The 18,008-nt window shown below is 66.7% G+C and carries 15 protein-coding genes and 1 tRNA gene; 7 read left to right on the top strand and 9 right to left on the bottom strand.

Features of this window, described 5'->3' with window-relative positions:
* Positions 1-100: 100 nt before the first annotated feature.
* The 3 genes from VA599_RS12365 to VA599_RS12355 are packed head-to-tail and all read right to left on the bottom strand — an operon-like array spanning position 101 to position 2,216.
* Complete coding sequence (locus VA599_RS12365; protein ID WP_021476323.1) at positions 101-1,078, bottom strand: GNAT family N-acetyltransferase; 978 nt, start codon at positions 1,076-1,078, stop codon at positions 101-103.
* Position 1,079: 1 nt separating this feature from the next.
* Positions 1,080-1,280 (bottom strand): hypothetical protein, encoded by a 201-nt coding sequence (locus VA599_RS12360; protein ID WP_152526863.1) that lies wholly within the window; start codon positions 1,278-1,280, stop codon positions 1,080-1,082.
* Positions 1,281-1,340: 60 nt separating this feature from the next.
* Positions 1,341-2,216 (bottom strand): EAL domain-containing protein, encoded by an 876-nt coding sequence (locus VA599_RS12355; RefSeq protein ID WP_346788786.1) that lies wholly within the window; start codon positions 2,214-2,216, stop codon positions 1,341-1,343.
* 210 nt (positions 2,217-2,426) lie between these two features.
* Here VA599_RS12355 and VA599_RS12350 point away from each other — a divergent pair, with 210 nt between their 5' ends.
* The 5 genes from VA599_RS12350 to VA599_RS12330 all read left to right on the top strand — a co-directional run bounded on the left by VA599_RS12350 (position 2,427) and on the right by VA599_RS12330 (position 7,703).
* The gene (locus VA599_RS12350) at positions 2,427-3,422 is read left to right on the top strand and encodes a sulfate ABC transporter substrate-binding protein (RefSeq protein WP_104946780.1); all 996 of its coding nucleotides are present in this window, start codon (positions 2,427-2,429) and stop codon (positions 3,420-3,422) included.
* Between the two features lie 547 nt (positions 3,423-3,969).
* Positions 3,970-4,830: a sulfate ABC transporter permease subunit CysT gene (gene cysT / locus VA599_RS12345; protein WP_021476319.1), complete on the top strand. Its 861-nt coding sequence runs from the start codon at positions 3,970-3,972 to the stop codon at positions 4,828-4,830.
* The gene (gene cysW, locus VA599_RS12340) at positions 4,827-5,705 is read left to right on the top strand and encodes a sulfate ABC transporter permease subunit CysW (RefSeq protein ID WP_346788784.1); all 879 of its coding nucleotides are present in this window, start codon (positions 4,827-4,829) and stop codon (positions 5,703-5,705) included. The genes cysT and cysW overlap by 4 nt, the downstream gene beginning before the upstream one ends.
* A gap of 1 nt (position 5,706) precedes the next feature.
* Complete coding sequence (locus VA599_RS12335) at positions 5,707-6,777, top strand: sulfate/molybdate ABC transporter ATP-binding protein (protein ID WP_346788782.1); 1,071 nt, start codon at positions 5,707-5,709, stop codon at positions 6,775-6,777.
* Positions 6,774-7,703 carry a CysB family HTH-type transcriptional regulator gene (locus VA599_RS12330; RefSeq protein ID WP_346788780.1) on the top strand — a complete coding sequence of 310 codons (930 nt, stop codon included), beginning with the start codon at positions 6,774-6,776 and terminating at the stop codon, positions 7,701-7,703. The genes VA599_RS12335 and VA599_RS12330 overlap by 4 nt, the downstream gene beginning before the upstream one ends.
* 7 nt (positions 7,704-7,710) lie before the next feature.
* Here VA599_RS12330 and VA599_RS12325 read toward each other — a convergent pair whose 3' ends face one another.
* Positions 7,711-8,865, bottom strand: coding sequence for an FAD-dependent oxidoreductase (locus VA599_RS12325; RefSeq protein ID WP_346788779.1), 1,155 nt, complete (start codon positions 8,863-8,865; stop codon positions 7,711-7,713).
* Between the two features lie 119 nt (positions 8,866-8,984).
* On the opposite strand from VA599_RS12325, the gene VA599_RS12320 reads away from it, so the two are divergent.
* Positions 8,985-9,788 (top strand): AraC family transcriptional regulator, encoded by an 804-nt coding sequence (locus tag VA599_RS12320; RefSeq protein WP_346788777.1) that lies wholly within the window; start codon positions 8,985-8,987, stop codon positions 9,786-9,788.
* Positions 9,789-9,838: 50 nt separating this feature from the next.
* Here VA599_RS12320 and VA599_RS12315 read toward each other — a convergent pair whose 3' ends face one another.
* The 3 genes from VA599_RS12315 to VA599_RS12305 all read right to left on the bottom strand — a co-directional run bounded on the left by VA599_RS12315 (position 9,839) and on the right by VA599_RS12305 (position 13,108).
* Complete coding sequence (locus VA599_RS12315; protein ID WP_346788775.1) at positions 9,839-11,131, bottom strand: L-cysteine desulfidase family protein; 1,293 nt, start codon at positions 11,129-11,131, stop codon at positions 9,839-9,841.
* A gap of 123 nt (positions 11,132-11,254) precedes the next feature.
* On the bottom strand, positions 11,255-12,460 hold the full coding sequence (locus VA599_RS12310; RefSeq protein ID WP_234004348.1) for an MFS transporter: 1,206 nt from the start codon (positions 12,458-12,460) through the stop codon (positions 11,255-11,257).
* Between the two features lie 45 nt (positions 12,461-12,505).
* Complete coding sequence (locus VA599_RS12305; protein WP_346788773.1) at positions 12,506-13,108, bottom strand: undecaprenyl-diphosphatase; 603 nt, start codon at positions 13,106-13,108, stop codon at positions 12,506-12,508.
* A gap of 349 nt (positions 13,109-13,457) precedes the next feature.
* On the opposite strand from VA599_RS12305, the gene VA599_RS12300 reads away from it, so the two are divergent.
* Positions 13,458-14,360, top strand: coding sequence for a ferritin-like domain-containing protein (locus tag VA599_RS12300; protein WP_346788772.1), 903 nt, complete (start codon positions 13,458-13,460; stop codon positions 14,358-14,360).
* Positions 14,361-14,414: 54 nt separating this feature from the next.
* Here VA599_RS12300 and VA599_RS12295 read toward each other — a convergent pair.
* Both VA599_RS12295 and VA599_RS12290 read right to left on the bottom strand, forming a co-directional pair.
* Positions 14,415-14,490: transfer RNA gene (locus VA599_RS12295), tRNA-Asn, on the bottom strand.
* 93 nt (positions 14,491-14,583) lie between these two features.
* Positions 14,584-17,514, bottom strand: coding sequence for an Rne/Rng family ribonuclease (locus VA599_RS12290; protein ID WP_346788771.1), 2,931 nt, complete (start codon positions 17,512-17,514; stop codon positions 14,584-14,586).
* Between the last annotated feature and the right edge of the window lie 494 nt (positions 17,515-18,008).

Raw genomic sequence — 18,008 nt, 5'->3', positions numbered from 1 at the left:
TTTTCTAAAGAACGACGCCGCCCCGGTGGCGGCTGGGAAGTTCCCGCGCCGGCATCAAGATGATTCGGTCCAAGCAATGGGCAAGACGGCAGATTTCGGATCAGCGCTTGAACAGCGCCATGCCTTCCGAGCGCGGCGCGGTGGGCTCGAAGCCGAACTGGGCGTACAAATGCCTCGCGTCGCCGTCTGCGATCAGACTGACGTAGGCGCTGACCGGCAATTCGCGGTCGATGTAGCCGCGGATCGCCGCCATGATTCGTTTGCCCAGCCCGCGGCCCTGATGCGCCGGCAGCACGGCGATGTCCACCACCTGGTAGAAGCCGCCGCCGTCGCCTATCACCCGGCCCATGCCTATGGTTTCGCCGCCATGGCGCAGCTGCACCGCGAACAGCGTGCCGGCCAGGCCCCGGCGGGCGGCTTCCTCTGTCTTGGGGCTGAGGCCGGATTCGGCCCGCATGCGGCGATAAGTGTCGACATCGGGCGCCGCCTCGATCAAGGCGTAATCATCGCTGTCTGGAATAAAGGCCGGCGCGGCGGCGGAAGATGAGAAGTTCAGCGGGCGCTGCATCAGCACTTCATCCAGGCTGCGGCCATCCAGCATCACCGCGCCGGGAATCAAGCCCACGCGGCGGAAGCCGAACGACTGGTACAATGCCTTGGCCGGCCCGTTTTCCGCGTGCACCGCCAGCTCCAGCGACAACAGTCCCGGCAGCTTGGCGGCCTCGTCCAGCACCGCCTGCATCAGGCTGCGCGCCACGCCCCTGCCGCGGCATTCCGGCCGGGTGAACACCCCTTGCACCGTCGCGCGGTGGCGGATTTTGGCCAGGACGTTGCGCCGCAACGCGGCCACGCCGACCAGCTCGCCGGCAATGAAGGCGCCCAGCGCCCGCTGCGCGTCGCCGGGCTCGATCTGCCTCTGGATGGCGTCCCGGCCTAGCGCGGCGATTTCGGCGGCGCCGGCGTGAATGGATGCCGGATCGTGGGTGGCGGCCGCGACGCGGATCGCCTGGTAGGCGTCGGCGTCGGCGGCGCACAACAGGCGGATCGACAGGCCGCCGTTCGCATCGGTAACCGCCATACTACTTCTCCGCCGTCGCGTCGCCGGCCGCGCAGGTGAAGCTGCCGTAACTGACCGACTTGACCTTGCCCTGGCCGCAGGTCTTCTGCGCCTGGTCCGTCATACGCTGCAATTGGGCCGCGTCGCGGTAGCCGTCGGTATTGCCGATCACGCAGGCGGACAAGCCCCACGCGCACATCATCGCCATTGCCAGTTGTTTCATTTCGCCTCTGCTCGGATATCGAATCATGCAATTGACGGGACGGTCAAAAATGCAAATATCCTAACAGGCGATGCCCGACAAAGCCACTTCGCGCGCCGCGCGCTGCCGCTTCAGCCGCTCCGACAACAGCGGGCCCGAACAGTGCTCCGCGCACATCCGCTGCGCCAGGCCCAGCATGTTCTGACAGACGATGTCCTCCACCGCCAGCGCGAAACCCTGCTCCACCAGTTGCGGGGCCAGCTGCAGCAACTGGTCGCGCACGCGGGGATACATCACTGCCCGGCTCATGAAGCGCGGGGCCAGCGCCAATCCGTCCGGCTCCAGCCGCCACAGCCGCAGCAGATCCTGCCCGCCGGCGCCAAAGTCGCCCAAAGCCAGCCGGTGGCCATGCTGGCGGTAGCGCCGCAGCAGCGACAATCCCAGCTCGCCGGTGCGCTCGTCCAGGAACAGCAGCATCTGCGACAGATTGGCCGGAAACTCCAGCGTTTCCAGCAGGCGGGCTGTGAAGTCTACGATGCGGTCGCTGTAGGCGTGGCAGATGCGCGGGTCGACGTCTATCCGCAGCGGCAGGTGGCGGCCGTTGCGGCCCAAATGATTGAGGACGTGCAGCACGCGGATCAGCTTGAGCAGCGCCACCGCCTTGGTCTCGCCGTAATTCATCGCGAACAGCCAATTGGCCGGCAGCGCCTGGCCGAACTGGCCGAAGATGCGCAGCCGGGCCGCGTACTGCTGCAGCTGGCAACGGCCATCGCGCACCCGGGCCTGAGGAATGAAGCTGCTGCACAGCCACCAGCCGTCGAAACTGGCGAAGACTTCCTGCTCGTTCCACTGCAGCTTCACCTGCACGCCCTCTTGCTGCAGCAATTGCTGACAGGCGGCCAGCATCGCCGGCGTGAAGCCGGCCGGCAGGGCTTTGGCGGGCTTGAATCGTTTCATGACCGGACCCCGGGTGGTGGAATTGGCGCAACTATAGCCCCGGCCGTGACAAGGTCATATACGATTTGCCGATAAGCCTATCTGTTTTTCCGGAATGCCGGCTTTTGCCGTATTTTCGATATCGATTGCAGATTTTCTTGTTTCCCGCCAGTGTCCGCGCCTGCCTACAGTGCTCCCCATCAGAACATTCATCATCACGGGAACAAAGCCATGCGCCCCCTGCACCGCCTCGCCATCGCCCTGCTGCTCGCCGGCAGCGCCTCCGCCTTCGCCGACGTGACCCTGCTCAACGTCTCCTACGACCCGACGCGCGAGCTTTACCAGGACTACAACGCCGCCTTCGCCAAGCACTGGAAGGCCAAGACCGGCGAGACCGTCACCGTCAAGCAGTCGCACGGCGGCTCCGGCAAGCAGGCGCGCTCGGTGATAGACGGTCTGGACGCCGACGTGGTGACGCTGGCTCTGGCCTACGACATCGACGAGATCTCCAGCCAGGCCAAGACCATCGCGCCCAATTGGCAGCAACGGCTGCCCAACAACGCGTCGCCGTACTCGTCCACCATCGTGTTCCTGGTGCGCAAGGGCAATCCCAAGCACATCAAGGACTGGAACGATCTGGTCAAATCCGGCGTGGAGGTGGTGACGCCGAACCCGAAGACCGGCGGCGGCGCGCGCTGGAACTATCTGGCGGCCTGGGGCTACGCGCTGAAGCAGCCCGGCGGCAACGACGCCAAGGCCAAGGACTTCGTCAAGAAACTGTACGGCAACGTCAAGGTGCTGGACTCCGGCGCGCGCGGCTCGCTGATCACCTTCACCCAGCGCGGCATCGGCGACGTGCTGCTGTCGTGGGAAAACGAAGCCTTCCTGGCCACCAAGGAGCTGGGACCGGACAAGTTCGACATCGTCACCCCGTCCGTCTCCATCCTGGCCGAGCCGCCGGTCAGCGTGGTGGACAAGGTGGCGGACAAGCGCGGCACCCGCAAGGTGGCCGAGGCCTACCTGAAATACCTGTACAGCCCGGAAGGCCAGGCCCTGGCGGCCAAGCACTACTATCGCCCGCGCGATCCGCAAGTGGCGGCCAAGTACGCCGGCCAGTTCAGCAAGGTGAAGCTGTTCACCATAGACCAGACTTTCGGCGGCTGGCAGAAGGCGCAGAAGACCCATTTCGCCGACGGCGGCGTGTTCGACCAGATTGTGGCGCGCTGAAACTCCCCGCTATTCAAAACCGCCCGGGCGTGACGCCGGGCGGTTTGTTTTGGTTATCCCTGTCGCTTGTACATAAGCGAGCGAATGTGTCCGCTGCGCGGACAATGCTTTAGATGGCGGTTCCGCCCGCCGAACGGGTAAGAGGGCTGTGCGGCCAGCCCTCTATCGCTGAGCGAATCAAAGATTCGCACGCAGACAACTCCAGGCCGCCCCTACAGGCCGCGATCTCCCGCCCCAAAAGCCGAGGGCAAGGCGCTGGCTAACTCGGCGCGCGCTAACGTCCCGCGCCTCAAACAAAAGCCAGCTTAAAACCTTGCCCTCGACTTTTCGGACTGCGCGTCCTGAAAGGGGAATTAGGGTGCCTCGCAATCATCGAAACTTCGCCAATCCACGCTTCTCCGCTTACGTAAACAAGATCCCCCCATACCCATACCCAGCACCCATCGCCCGTTTTGCATAATATCGAATAAGCATTGAAGAAATACTTATTTTCAGAATAAGGGCCTCACAGATATCGTTTATTCGGTTATATGAATTGGAATCCACGATGTCAGCGACACTCGCCCCGCCACCCCGCCCTCCCCGCGTCCTGCCCGGCTTCAGCCTGTCGCTGGGCTTCACCGTCAGCTACCTGTCGCTGTTGGTTCTGATTCCGCTGGCCGCGGTGGCCTTGCGCGCCGCCGGCCAGCCGCTGGAAAGCTTCTGGCAGGCCGCCGCTTCGCCGCGCGTGCTGGCGTCCTACCGGCTGAGCTTCGGCATGGCGCTGGCCGCCGCCGCCATCAACAGCGTGTTCGGCCTGCTGCTGGCCTGGTCGCTGACGCGCTACCGCTTTCCCGGCAAGCGGCTGGTGGACGCGCTGGTGGATTTGCCGTTCGCGCTGCCGACAGCGGTGGCCGGCATCGCGCTGACCGCGCTGTACGCCGGCAATGGCTGGCTGGGCCAATACCTGGAGCCGCTAGGCGTCAAGGTGGCGTTCGGCCCGCTGGGCGTGCTGGTGGCGCTGATCTTCATCGGCCTGCCTTTCGTGGTGCGCACGGTGCAGCCGGTGCTGGAAGACCTGGAGTCGGAGCTGGAGGAAGCCGCCGCCTGCCTGGGCGCGCGCCGCTGGCAGATTTTCCGCCATGTGATCCTGCCCACGCTGCAGCCTGCGCTGCTGACCGGTTTCGCGCTGGCCTTCGCCCGCGCGGTCGGCGAGTACGGCTCGGTGATCTTCATCGCCGGCAATGTGCCCATGGTGTCGGAGATCACCCCGCTGATGATCATCAGCAAGCTGGAGCAGTTCGACTACGCCGGCGCGGCCGCCATCGCCAGCGTGATGCTGGCCGCGTCCTTCCTGCTCTTGCTGGCGATCAACGGCCTGCAGTTCTGGAGCGCGCGCCGCCACGGTCGCGCGGGAGGCGCCCGATGAGCGCCGCCATCACCCATCCGCGCCCGGCCGCGGACAAGGCCCAGCAGCTAGAGGCTCGCGCCGCCACCCGCGAGTCGCGCGCCATCAAGTGGACCATCCTGACACTGTCGCTGGGCTTCTTCGCCGTGTTCCTGCTGCTGCCGCTGTTCGTCGTGTTCGCCGAGGCGCTGGCCAAGGGCTGGGACACCTACCTGACCGCGCTGTCCGAGCCCGACGCGCTGGCGGCGGTGAGGCTGACGCTGCTGGCCGCGGCGGTGTCGGTGCCGCTGAACCTGGCCTTCGGCATCGCCGCCGCCTGGGCGGTCACCCGCTTCGACTTCCGCGGCAAGCAGCTGCTGATCACGCTGATCGACCTGCCGTTTTCGGTATCGCCGGTCGTCGCCGGCCTGATTTTCGTGCTGGTGTTCGGCCAGCAGGGCTGGCTGGGGCCATGGCTGGCGGAATATGGCCTGAAGGTGATCTTCTCGGTGCCCGGCATCGTGCTGGCCACGCTGTTCGTCACCGTACCCTTCGTCGCCCGCGAGCTGATCCCGCTGATGGAGGCCCAGGGCCGCGAGGAGGAGGAAGCCGCGGTGGTGCTGGGCGCGCGCGGCTGGCAGGTGCTGTGGCACGTGACGCTGCCCAATGTGCGCTGGGCGCTGCTGTACGGCGTGATCCTCAGCAACGCGCGGGCGATGGGCGAGTTCGGCGCGGTGTCGGTGGTGTCCGGCCACATCCGCGGCGAGACCAATACCCTGCCTTTGCACGTGGAAATCCTCTACAACGAGTACAATTTCGCCGCGGCCTTCGCCGTGGCGTCCCTGCTGGCCTTGCTGGCCCTGGTCACGCTGGCGCTGAAGAGCTGGGTGGAATGGCGCAGCGTCAAGGAAAACTGAGATGAGCATACAAGTAGAAAACATCCGCAAGGCCTTCGGCGACTTCGTCGCGCTGGGCGACGTCAGCCTCAACTTCCCCGGCGGCGAGCTGGTGGCGCTGCTGGGCCCGTCCGGCTGCGGCAAGACCACGCTGCTGCGCATCATCGCCGGCCTGGAGCAAGCCGACGCCGGCCGCGTGCTGCTGGACGGCGCGGACGCCTCCGCCACCCACGTGCGAGAACGCCAGGTAGGCTTCGTGTTCCAGCACTACGCCTTGTTCCGCCACATGAGCGTGTTCGACAACGTCGCCTTCGGCCTCAGGATGAAGCCGCGCCGCGAGCGGCCGTTCGAAGCCGAGATCGCGCGCAAGGTCCACGCGCTGCTGGACCTGGTGCAGCTGGACTGGCTGGCCGACCGCCTGCCGGCCCAGCTGTCCGGCGGCCAGCGCCAGCGCATCGCCCTGGCCCGCGCGCTGGCGGTGGAGCCGCGCGTGCTGCTGCTGGACGAGCCGTTCGGCGCGCTGGACGCCAAGGTGCGCAAGGAGCTGCGCCGCTGGCTGCGCAAGCTGCACGACGAGTTGCACATTACCTCGATCTTCGTCACCCATGACCAGGAAGAAGCGCTGGAAGTGGCGGACCGGGTGGTGCTGATGAACCACGGCCAGGTGGAGCAGATCGGCTCGCCGGCCGAGGTGTACGCCCAGCCGGCCAGCGCCTTCGTCTACGGTTTTCTCGGCAGCGCCAACCGCGTCCGCGGCGTCAGCGCCGCCGGCGCCGTGACGGTCGGCGGCCAGACGCTGAACGCCGACCACCAGTTGCCGCACGGCCAGCCGGTGGAGGCCTTCATCCGCCCGCACGAGCTGGCCATCGCGCCGGAACACGGTGCGGGCCTGCCGGCGAGGGTACAGCGGGTGCTGACCCTGGGCGGGCTGTCCCGCATCGAACTGGAGGGCCTGGGCGAACTGGCCGGCCAGTCCTTCGACGCCGAACTGCCGGCCGACTCGCCGCTGCTGGCCGGGCTCGCCGTCGGGCAGGCGGTGCGGCTGCAGGCGCGCGCCGCGCGCGTGTTCGCCGCGGAAGGAGACCAGGCATGAACTTCCAGCAACTGCGCATCATCCGCGAAACCGTGCGCCAGGGCTTCAACCTGACCGAGGTGGCCAACGCGCTGTTCACCTCCCAATCCGGCGTCAGCAAGCACATCAAGGACCTGGAAGACGAACTGGGCGTGGAGCTGTTCATCCGCAAGGGCAAGCGCTTCCTCGGCCTGACCGACCCTGGCAAGGAGCTGCTGACCATCGTCGAGCGCATGCTGCTGGACGCCGGCAACATCAAGCGCCTGGCGCAGCAGTTCAGCCTGCGCGACGAAGGCCAGTTGACCATCGCCACCACCCACACCCAGGCGCGCTACGCGCTGCCGCAGGTGGTGACCGAGTTCAAGCGCGCCTTCCCCCGCGTACACCTGGTGCTGCACCAGGCCAGCCCGGAAGAGCTGGTACGGCTGCTGCTGGCCGGCGACGCCGACATCGGCATCGCCACCGAGGCGGTGACCGAAGTGTCGGAACTGGTGTCCTTCCCCTACTACAGCTGGCACCACTGCGTGATCGCCCCGCCCGAGCATCCGCTGCACCGGGAGCCGCTGACCCTGGGTGCGCTGGCCGAGCACCCCATCGTCACCTACCACCACGGCTTCACCGGCCGGGCCAAGATAGACAACACCTTCGCCGAGGCCGGCCTGGCGCCCGACATCGTGATGGCGGCGCTGGATGCCGACGTGATCAAGACCTACGTCGAGCTGGAGCTGGGCGTCGGCATCGTCGCCTCCATGGCGGTTGACCCGCGCCGCGACGCCGGCGTCCAGGTGGTGGAAGGCCCGCCGCTGTTCGGCCAGCAGACCAGCCGCATCGCCATCCGCCGCGGCCACTACCTGCGCAGCTACGCTTACCGCTTCATCGAGCTGTGCGCGCCGGCGCTGAACGAGCAGAGCGTGCGCCAGGCGCTGAGCCCGGCGCTGCAGGAATAAGCCGGGATCAAAGCCGCCTGAGCAGGCGCTCGGTCCCGGCGCGCGTCGCCGCCAGCGCCTGCTCGGCCCGGCTGCGCATGTCGGCCTCGTAGCGGGCCACCGCCTGGGCGATGCCGCCATCGGCCAGGCAAGCCGCCAGCATCGCGGCGTCGGCCAGCGCGGTGTTGGCGCCGACGCCGCCGGCCGGGCTCATCGCGTGGATGGCGTCGCCCAGCACGGTCAAGCGTCCCGGCTGCCATGACGGAACGCCGGCCGCCATTCTGACCGGCCGCCCCATGACGGCCTCCGGCGCCGTGCGCCGCAGCAAGTCGGACAAGCTGGGATGCAGGCCGCTCGACATCGCCTCGATCCGCCGCCGCAATCCAGCGGCATCCTCCTCAGCGGACAGGCTTCCGCCCAGGCAAGCCTCCCTGCCGAACATCGCCCAGTAGACGTAATCGCCCGTCGCGCTCAAACGGCAATCCGGCGTGTGGCGGGCGGCCAGCTCGCTCATCGCCGCGCCAAAACGCATCGGCTCGATCACCAGCGTCCAACCGTCGGCGAAAACGATGGTCGGGCCAGCCAGCAAGGCCGGATCGACGCCTGCCGGCGATACTTTGCCGTACAGATTCAACGCGCCTATCGCCTCCGGCTCCGCCTGCGGCAGCCATTGCCGGCGCAGCCGCGAGTTCAGGCCGTCGGCGGCGACGACCAGATTCGCCCGATGCGCGTGGCCATCGACGCAATGCAGCGCCACCCCGTCGCCCTCGCGCTCGAATCCCTTCGCCCGCCGCCCCCAGCGAATGCGCGGCGCCAACCCATGGCTCAAAATGTCCCGCAGCACCTGCCGGTCCGCGCTCAAATCGCCGTCGGCCTCGCCCTCGCCGGCATTCTCCCGCCAGTTCTCCGGCCGGCGTCCCGGCAAGGGATTCAACTGCGGATCGACGAAGCGCGCCGGCCCGCTGACCGCGCAGCTGGCGCGGAACAGTTCGAACAAGTCCGGCGGCAGGCACTGGCGCAGCGCCCGCTGCCCCATCGCGTCGATCCTCAGCCGATACCCCTGGCCCCGCACCTGCGGCCCGGCGTCCGCCTCCCACACCTCAAACCCGACGCCCGCCTTGGCCAGCCCCTGCGCCAGGCACAGGCCGCCGATGCCGGCGCCGACAATGATCACGCTCTTCATAATGACTCTCCGTTCAAATGGATGCCGCGGCCGTGCCGGCCGCGCGCCAATCATTGTCGGCGCGCCCGGCGCTGACTCAGTAACGCCATATGGACAGAAAATAGTGAATAATGGCCATCATGGAATCGACTACCGACCTCAGCGAATGGCTAGAAGGCCCGGAGCTGATCGCGCTGGCCGGCGGCGACGAGGCCGGCCGCGAGTACCGGCTGGGCACCCGCGAATACGACTGGCACAGTCATGCGCGCGCCCAGCTGTTTTGCGTGAGCGACGGGCTGATCCACGTCCAGACGCCGGCGGGCTCCTGGCTGTTGCCGCCGCACCGCGCCGGCTATACTCCGCCGGGCACGCCGCACCGAGTGCGCATCAGCGGGGCGCTGAGCGGCTGGAGCGTCTTCCTGCTGCCCGCCAGCTGCGGCCAGCTGCCGATACGGCCCTGCGTGCTGGCCATCACGCCGCTGCTGCACGAGCTGGTGCGGCGGGCGGCCTCATGGCGGCCCGATGCGCCGCATCAGCCGGAACAGCGGCGCATCGCTGCCGTCATCCTCGACGAAATCCGGCTGGCGCCGCGCGAGGCGCTGCACCTGCCCATGCCGTCCGATCCCCGGCTGCAGCGGATCGCCCGCGCGATGCTGGCCGATCCGGCCGCGGACCGCTCAGCCGACGAATGGGCGGCACAGGGCGCATTGTCCGGCCGCAGCCTGCGCCGGCTGATCCAGGCAGACACTGGCATGAGCTTCTCAAGCTGGCGGCAACAGGCGCAGCTGGTCTGGGCGATGGAGCAACTGGCGTCCGGCCGCACCGTCGCCCAGGTGTCGGACGCGCTGGGCTACGCCTCGCCCAGCAACTTCATCGCCATGTTCCGGCGCGCGCTGGGCACGCCGCCGGCCCAGTACCTGCACGCGCGCGGCGCGGCGTCGTAAACGAAAAAGCCCGGCGTCGCCGGGCTTGTCGCATCGTTGGTGAACCGCGCTCAGCGCTTGTCCATCATGATCTGCAGGATCTGGGTGTCGGTCTGCGCCATGCCCTGGGTGGCCAGCTTGCCCAGGTTGGCGATGGACACGTCGACATCGTGGGCGACGATGCCCTCGTTGCCGGTGACGCGGGTGCCATCCAGCGCCATCAGCACCGCCTTGTAGCCGGAGCCGGCCGAGGTGGACACCTTCATCGCACAGCTATTGGACGCGCCGTCGCAAATCATGCCGGCCAGATCGCCGATCATGCTGGAGATCGCCATGCTGACCGCCGGATAGCCGCCATTCAGCAACTGGGCCATGCCAGCTGCCGCGCCCATCGACGCGGTGGTCACCGCGCACAGTGCCGACAACTTCGGCAGCCTGGTATGGATATAGACGGCGATCAGGTGCGACAGCGCCAGCGCGCGGATCAGGGTTTCCTGGTCAGCCTTGACGTGCTCGGCCACCGCCACCACCGGCATGGTCGCGGCTATGCCCTGGTTGCCGGAGCCGGAATTGCTCATCGCCGGCAGCGTGGCGCCGCCCATTCGCGCGTCGGACGCCGCGGTGGTGCGGGTTAGGATGTTGGACAGCAGGCCCTCGGACAGCAGGCCGGCCTCGATCTGCCGCTGCAGCGTGGCGCCGATGTGCAGGCCGTACTTGCCGCTCATGCCCTCGTCGGCCAGCGCGCTGTTCAGCACCGCCGCATCGTGGATGAAGGCGATGCTGTCCAGCGGCGCGCGCATCGCGAATTCGTAAACGTCGCGCGCGGTGGCGTCGCCCAGATCATAGGTTTCCACGGGCTTGGCGTCGGCGTCCTCGCGCTTCAGCTTCACTTCGCCGTTGAGCTCGATCTTGATCACATTGGTGTGGGCGTCGGCGATGGCGACGCGCGCGCACTCGTCGCCATGCCAGACACATGCCTCTGCGTACAGGATGTTGGGCACCGCGGCCACGCCCAGCTTGACCTTGCCGTCGGCCAGCATCTGCTTGCCAGCCGCCACCTGCTCGACGGTCAGGTTTTTCAGCACCTCCAGCTTGGCGTCCGGGTCGCCGCCCAGCGCGCCGACGGCGGCGGCGATCGGCAGGCCGACAGTGCCGGTCCCGGGCACGGTCACGCCCATGCCGTTCTTCATCAGGTTGGCCGATACCCAGGCGTCGATGCGCTCCGGCGCCTTGCCCAGCTCGCGGGTCGCCAACGCCGCCGCCAGCGCCAGCGAGATCGGCTCGGTACAGCCTAGGGCCGGCACCACTTCCTGCTTCAGGGCCTTGACGAATTCCGGCCACAACCTAACTTCACGTTCAGACATGCTCACTCCGCCAACACATAACAAATTGATATAAGCAAATAACTTTACATTTACTTTACCACCAACTTGCCGTTTTGTGCGCTTAAAAAACAGGCAATGTGCGCACAGTCAAAACACTATCTGTCAAAACTGTCGCAACGGACGCAAAACCAGGCCTAGCAGCAGCGCCGCCCCCGCGAACGCCGCGCCGCCGTGGAAGGTCGCCGCCCCGCCCCACGTCTGCCACAAAGCGCCGGCCAGCGCGCTGGCCGACAGCGTCGCCGCGCCGCAGATCAGGTTGAACAGGCCGAATGCCGATCCCGCCAGACCAGGCGGCGCGGTCTGGGCCACCAGCGCCGACAACAAACCCTGGCTGCAGCCCAGATGCAGGCCCCATAGCAGCGCGCCCGCCAGCAACATCGCCGGACCCGCGGCTGCTCCCAGCGCCAGATCGGCCGCGATCAGCAACAGCAGGGACGACTGCAGCAGCCGCGCGCGGCTGACATGGTCCGACAGCCAACCCAGCGGATAGGCGCTGAGCGCGTAACTGATAGACATCGCCACCAACACCAACGGCGCCCAGGCCAGCGGCAAGCCCAGCTGCGCGCCGCGCAACACCAGGAAAGCTTCGCTGAAGCGCGCCAGCGTGAACACCGCTCCTAGCCCAACCACGCCCCAGAAGCCTGCTGAGAATTGAGAAAAGACAGCTCGACTGAACAGAGAGGCAGGCGCGCGCGCCGCGCCATGCTCCGCCGGCTCCCGCACCCACAGCCAGATGGCGGCCACCGCCAACAGCGCCGGCGGCAGCGACCACCACAGCGCGCTGCGGATATCGTCGCGGTAAAGAAACATCAGCGCTATCGCCAGCAGCGGGCCCAGCACCGCACCGATGGTGTCCATGCTCTGGCGCAGGCCGAAAGCCGCGCCGCGGATATCCGGCGGCGTGATGTCGGCTATCAGCGCGTCCCGCGGCGCGCCGCGCACTCCCTTGCCCACCCGGTCGACAAAGCGCGCGAGCAGCACGGTGGCAGCGGAGTCTGCGAGAGGAAACAGCGGTTTGGAGAAAGCCGCCAGGCCGTAGCCCAGCATGACCAGCGGTTTGCGTTTGCCCAGCCAGTCGCTGAGCGTGCCGGAGAACACCTTGCAGATCAGCGCGGTGGCTTCGGCCACGCCTTCGATCAAGCCGATGGCCAGCACCGGTACCCCGAGGGTGCCGGCCAGAAACAGCGGCAGCAGGCTATGCGCCAGCTCGGACGACACGTCCATCAGCAGGCTGACGAAACCCAAAACCCAGACGCCGCGCGGCATGGCCGGGCGGGCGGCTGGAAGCGGAGTGGAAGATTGCGGCACGAAAGCTCCCGTCGGCATCGCGCGCGCCGGGAGCCTCAGGCGAGCTCAGCGCCTGATCAGCCCGGCGGCGATCGGTTTGGCCAACAACTGGCGGTACAGCGACTCCAGGGACTCGGTCAAAGCTGCGCCGCGGCGGGACCACAACGGCGACAAGCCAGCGTACCAGAAAACGGATACCAGCAAGGCCCCCAGCATGTCCAGCGGGAAATGCACGCCGAGGAATACCCTCGACCAGGCCACCGCCGCGCCGGCGATCGCCAGCAGCCAGCCCCAGCCTCGCGCCGGGCTGAAGCACCAGCACAAAGCCATCATCGCGAAAATGGTGCCGTGATTGCTCGGGAAGGACGGCGTGGCATCGTGCAGCAGGAAAGTGTGGCCAAGCGGGACGGCGAACGGCCGCGGATGCGGCCAGGCCAGACCGATCAGCCAATTGCCGAGCAAGGCCACAATCGTCAGCGCCACCGATTTCAGAATGACGCCGCGCAGGGCCGGCCGGCCCCACAGCCACAGCGCGGCCAGCCACAGCGGCAGCAGGCGCATGACGTCCTGGGCGATAAAGGCGGCCAGCTTGATGGCCAGAGGAGAGGTTTCCGGCGTGGCGTTGATCAGCAGGAACAGCGATTGATTCAGGATTTCGATTTGGGGCATCGGCTTGCAGTGAAACGCGGCCGCACGGGCGCGAAGACTCGTAATAAAAACGACATATTATGGCGAATGGCGGCGGTTTGGTTCCCCCCGCCGCAAAAATACCAACGACATTCCACCTCTCGCCCATTGCCCGCAGAGCCGTCTACACCAAAGAACAGTTCCCAGCGGGGAAACCGCGCCGCCATGCTTCCACCGTTGGCGGCGCCGGCAGCGGCGCGCCCTCTCCCAAGGAAAACCCGGCATGAGCGTATCGCACCGCCCCCTTAGGCAAGCAACGGCGCAGCATGCAGGCGCCCGCAACATACAAAGCCTGTCCGGCGCGGAATTCGCCGCCAGGCTCCCCGCCCTGTTGCAGCAGGCGCTGCGGCGCGAACATAGCCTGATCCCGCCCCTGCTCGCCGCTTGGCTGTCGCTGAAGCCCGCGGCCAACCGCGCGCTGTCCATTCTGCTTGAGGAGGCGATCGCGTCGCAGATGCGGCGCATGGCGCTGGCCGCCAACCTGCAGATCGCCATCGGCGGACAGCCGAGCGTGGCGCTGCCCGGCTTTGTGCCGACCTACCCGTCATCGCCGCCGCTGGCGCCGGGGGCGCCGCCCATAGGCATAGAACGGTTCAGCCCCCGCCTGCTGCGCGATGTTCTACTGCCGCAGATCGCGCTCTCTTCCAATGGTGAAAACAGGCATGCCGGAGCGGCCGGGTTTTATCTTTCGCTGCGGAAAGGGCTCCAACAGTGCCATGAGCCGCTGGATTTCGACGCTAGGCGACGCCAGGCCGTCGACCATGTTCCCGGCACGCCGATCGCCCCCATCCGCGGGCCGGACGACGCGCTGGCGGCGCTCAACGAGCTGGGCGCCCATGATGCGCCGCTTGTCGACGGACTGGCGGCCTTCGCCGCGGCAGGCTCTCCTCCCGGCTTCGATCCGGACGGCGTATGGCCGATGCCGGCGAATGTCCGCGCCGACGACCATCCGCCCGGCAGCCCGGAACAGTCGCTGCTTGCGCGTTTCTCGGCATGCTACGCCGACCTGCTCCGCAATCTGGATGCCGCGTTCCACGGCCGCGCCTCGGCGATGGCCCATGCTCGGGACCTGTTGTTCGATCTCCGGCTGCTGGCTGCGGGCCTGATGAACCCGGCCATCGTCATCTCGCCCGGACATCCCCAGCCCCTTCCGCCCATCGGCCTTTGCTTCGTCGACGCAGCCAAGCCGGTCGGCGACCCTTTCCATTCAGACCCGCATACGCCAAGCGGATAGCCCGCGCGAAATGCAAAAAGCCCATGCGCGAACGCATGGGCTTTTTTGAATTCCTGGCTCCCCGAGCAGGGCTCGAACCTGCGACCTGCGGATTAACAGTCCGTCGCTCTACCAACTGAGCTATCAGGGAACATCAGAGAAAGCGATTCTAATTCAGATCAACGCGACTGTCAACACATGAAGCCCGCGGAGAGGGCGCCGCCCTCTCCGCTCCGCGTCACGCTCAACCGTTGCGGGTTTCGATCTGCATCAGTTGCGCCGGCTCGACAACCGCAGCTTCAGCTGCGGCGGCGACATCGCGGCGGCGCGGGCCTTGCGGCAGCTCCGGCTCCGACGCCGCCGAGGGCTGCTGAGACACCGGCTTGGTCGCGATCATCACCAGGCCGCCCAGGTCCAAAGGCTTGGACTCCACAGCAACCGGCTTCGACTCGACGGCAATCGCCTCGATCTTGGCTGCCGGCGCTTCCGCAACCGGAGCCTCTTCCACCTTCGCCAACACTACTGGCGCGGCTTCTTCCGCGACAAGCGCTTCCGGAGCGGCAAGCTCGGATTGAGCCTCGGCTTTCGCCACGACAACCGGCTCCACCGCCACCGGCTCGGCAACCGGCGCCTGCTCGGCCTCGACAACCACCGCCGACTCGACCACTACAGCCTCAGGCTGAGCTTCGGCCACGATGACGACCGGCGCTTGCTGCTCGGCGACAACCGCCTCGACCGGAGCCGGCTCAACTACCGGCTTGGCTTCGGATTCCGCCTGCGGCTTGGACTCAACCGCGTCCACAGCGGCTTCCACCGCCACGGCAGCGACAGCTGCCGCTACAGCGGCTCCAGCAGCTTCAGCCACCGGCGCGGCCTGCGACTCAGAAGCCGCCTCCGCCACGCCTTCCTGCTGAGCTTCCGGATTGTCGCGGCGACGATCGCGGCGGCTGCGGCGGCGGCGGCGTTCGCCGCGCTCCTGCTCGGCCTGCTCGCCTTCCGCATCCAGACGCAGCTCTTCCTGCACCGGCTTCTCGACGGCTTCAGCCGGAGCGGCTGCCGGCGCCTGACGGCGACGCGGCTCCTGTTGCGGCTTGTCCTGCTTTTCCGCCTTCTCGCTCACGCGATCTTCTCGCGGAGCCTGCTCGCGGACTTCCTTGGGCTCACGCGGCTCGCGGCCCTCGCGTTCGCGGCGGCGGTTGCCTCGCGGCTCGCGCGGCTGCTCGCTGCGCTCTTCACGCTCGCGGCTCGGCGCTTCCTTCCGTTCGGCGCGCTCAGCGCGATCGGCATCCTTGCGCTCGTCCTGGCGACGGGCCTTGCCCTCATCCTGCTGGGCATGGCGACGCTGGTCGTGCTCGCGGCGAGCCTGGCCGCCGGTGCGGCGCTCCTGCTGCCGCTGGCGGTTGCCGCGCTGCTCGTTGTTGCGCGCAGCGGCCGGCGCCGGTTTTTTCTTGGCATCCTGCGCAGGCGCCTTTTCCGGCTCGGCGAACAAGCTCTTGACCCAGGCCGCGATGCCGGCGAACAGGCCGCCTTGCTCCACAGGCTTGGCCGGCTTGGCTTCCACGCTCGGGGCCGGCTGCTGCGGCGTGATGCCCTTGACCGCGGCCTCCTGGCGCTCCACCTTCGGCTTTTCCTGGCCGAAATTGGTGATCACGTCCTCTTCCTGCACTTCAACGCGGCTGTAGCTCGGCGCTTCGCCCAGCTCGGCCAAGTCGTCGTGACGCACGCGCACGATCTTGTAATGCGGGGTTTCCAGATGGATGTTCGGGATCAGCACCACGTCGACATCCAGGCGCTCTTCGATCGAGTGGATCTCGGCGCGCTTCTCGTTCAACAGGAAGGTGGCCACGTCAACCGGCACCTGCGCGTGCACCGCGCCGGTGTTTTCCTTCATCGCTTCTTCCTGGATGATGCGCAGGATGTGCAGCGCCGACGATTCGGTGCCGCGGATGAAGCCGATGCCGTGGCAGCGCGGACATGGCTCGTGGCTGGTCTCGCCCAGGGACGGCTGCAGACGCTGGCGGGACAGTTCCAGCAGGCCGAAACGGGACAGCTTGCCCATCTGCACGCGGGCGCGGTCATGCTTCAGAACGTCGCGCAGGCGGTTTTCCACGTCGCGCTGGTTCTTCGGGTTTTCCATGTCGATGAAGTCGATCACCACCAGGCCGCCCAAGTCGCGCAAGCGCAGCTGGCGGGCGATCTCTTCCGCCGCTTCCAAGTTGGTCTTGACCGCGGTTTCCTCGATGTCGGCGCCCTTGGTGGCGCGAGCCGAGTTCACGTCGATGGAGACCAGCGCTTCGGTGTGGTCGATCACGATCGCGCCGCCGGACGGCAGCTGCACGCTGCGCGAGAAGGCGGTTTCGATCTGGTGTTCGATCTGGAAGCGGGAGAACAGCGGCACATGATCCTTGTACACCTTCACACGCGACAGCATGTTCGGCATCACATGGCTCATGAACTGGCGGGCCTGATCGTGGATTTCATCGGTGTCGATCAGCACTTCGCCGATGTCCGGATGGAAATAGTCGCGGATCGCGCGGATCACCAGACTGCCTTCCTGCAGAATCAGGAACGGCGCGGATTGAGCTCCGGCGGCGCCCTCGATGGCGCGCCACAGCTGCATCAGGTAACCGAGGTCCCACTGCAGCTCTTCCAGATTGCGGCCGATGCCGGCGGTGCGCGCGATCAGGCTCATGCCATGCGACACTTCCAGCTGCGACAGCAGATCCTTCAGCTCCTGGCGCTCTTCGCCCTCGATGCGGCGCGATACGCCGCCGCCGCGCGGGTTGTTCGGCATCAGCACCAGGTAGCGGCCGGCCAGGCTGATGTAGGTGGTCAGCGCCGCGCCCTTGTTGCCGCGCTCGTCCTTCTCCACCTGCACCACAACTTCCATGCCTTCGCGCAGCACGTCCTGAATGCGCGGACGGCCGCCTTCATAGCCCTGGAAATAGGAGCGGGACACTTCCTTGAACGGCAGGAAGCCATGACGCTCGGTGCCGTAATCGACGAAGCAGGCTTCCAGCGAGGGCTCGATCCGGGTGATGATACCCTTGTAGATATTGCCTTTGCGCTGTTCCTTGCCTACGGTCTCGATATCGAGATCGACGAGCTTCTGCCCGTCGACAATCGCGACGCGCAGCTCTTCGGCTTGCGTCGCATTGAACAACATACGTTTCATTTACATTCCTTGCGCAGCACTCACGCAAGGATGCAGCCAGTATTTGACGGCCCAGTGACTATTGATGGGCGCTTTCCGAAAGAAGTGTCGAGGTAAAGATCGAGAAAAGCTGATTTGCTATGAAAGCCGACTTCCTGATTTTGGTCACATGCAGCCCCGCGATTCTGTGCGCAAACGGCGCATCGGCGTTGTCGCCGATCCCGCCTACCAGGCGGGACAAACATTGCAGGACGGCTGGCATGCCGGGTCAAACTTCGCTGCAAAATCCCCTGACTGGCTTTGCATCAAGGGATGGAATACTCGTGAGTGCGTTATGCGTATAAATGCATTACCATCGCTACTTTTCGGTGAGCGAGTTAACCTTGGCTGCGGCTGTGCAAACGGCATCAGGTCAGGAGTTGGCCCCTGCCGGCCATTATCGGTTTCCGCAGCAGCATCACGCTAAACAGGCCGTGACCTTGGTTTCCGACCGCCGCCCGCTCTGGGTGCATTCG

Source organism: Chromobacterium indicum, assembly GCF_039708975.1.
Classification (GTDB): Bacteria; Pseudomonadota; Gammaproteobacteria; order Burkholderiales; family Chromobacteriaceae; genus Chromobacterium; species Chromobacterium piscinae.
The sequence above is the reverse complement of the archived record's forward strand: the minus strand, read 5'-3'. Positions and strand labels throughout refer to the sequence as shown.

Bases quoted from the DNA above. Each gene is read 5' to 3' on its own strand.
- VA599_RS12365 (WP_021476323.1), bottom strand. From the start codon at position 1,078: ATGGCGGTTACCGATGCGAACGGCGGCCTGTCGATCCGCCTGTTGTGC.
- VA599_RS12360 (WP_152526863.1), bottom strand. From the start codon at position 1,280: ATGAAACAACTGGCAATGGCGATGATGTGCGCGTGGGGCTTGTCCGCC.
- VA599_RS12355 (WP_346788786.1), bottom strand. From the start codon at position 2,216: ATGAAACGATTCAAGCCCGCCAAAGCCCTGCCGGCCGGCTTCACGCCG.
- VA599_RS12350 (WP_104946780.1), top strand. From the start codon at position 2,427: ATGCGCCCCCTGCACCGCCTCGCCATCGCCCTGCTGCTCGCCGGCAGC.
- cysT (WP_021476319.1), top strand. From the start codon at position 3,970: ATGTCAGCGACACTCGCCCCGCCACCCCGCCCTCCCCGCGTCCTGCCC.
- cysW (WP_346788784.1), top strand. From the start codon at position 4,827: ATGAGCGCCGCCATCACCCATCCGCGCCCGGCCGCGGACAAGGCCCAG.
- VA599_RS12335 (WP_346788782.1), top strand. From the start codon at position 5,707: ATGAGCATACAAGTAGAAAACATCCGCAAGGCCTTCGGCGACTTCGTC.
- VA599_RS12330 (WP_346788780.1), top strand. From the start codon at position 6,774: ATGAACTTCCAGCAACTGCGCATCATCCGCGAAACCGTGCGCCAGGGC.
- VA599_RS12325 (WP_346788779.1), bottom strand. From the start codon at position 8,865: ATGAAGAGCGTGATCATTGTCGGCGCCGGCATCGGCGGCCTGTGCCTG.
- VA599_RS12320 (WP_346788777.1), top strand. From the start codon at position 8,985: ATGGAATCGACTACCGACCTCAGCGAATGGCTAGAAGGCCCGGAGCTG.
- VA599_RS12315 (WP_346788775.1), bottom strand. From the start codon at position 11,131: ATGTCTGAACGTGAAGTTAGGTTGTGGCCGGAATTCGTCAAGGCCCTG.
- VA599_RS12305 (WP_346788773.1), bottom strand. From the start codon at position 13,108: ATGCCCCAAATCGAAATCCTGAATCAATCGCTGTTCCTGCTGATCAAC.
- VA599_RS12290 (WP_346788771.1), bottom strand. From the start codon at position 17,514: ATGAAACGTATGTTGTTCAATGCGACGCAAGCCGAAGAGCTGCGCGTC.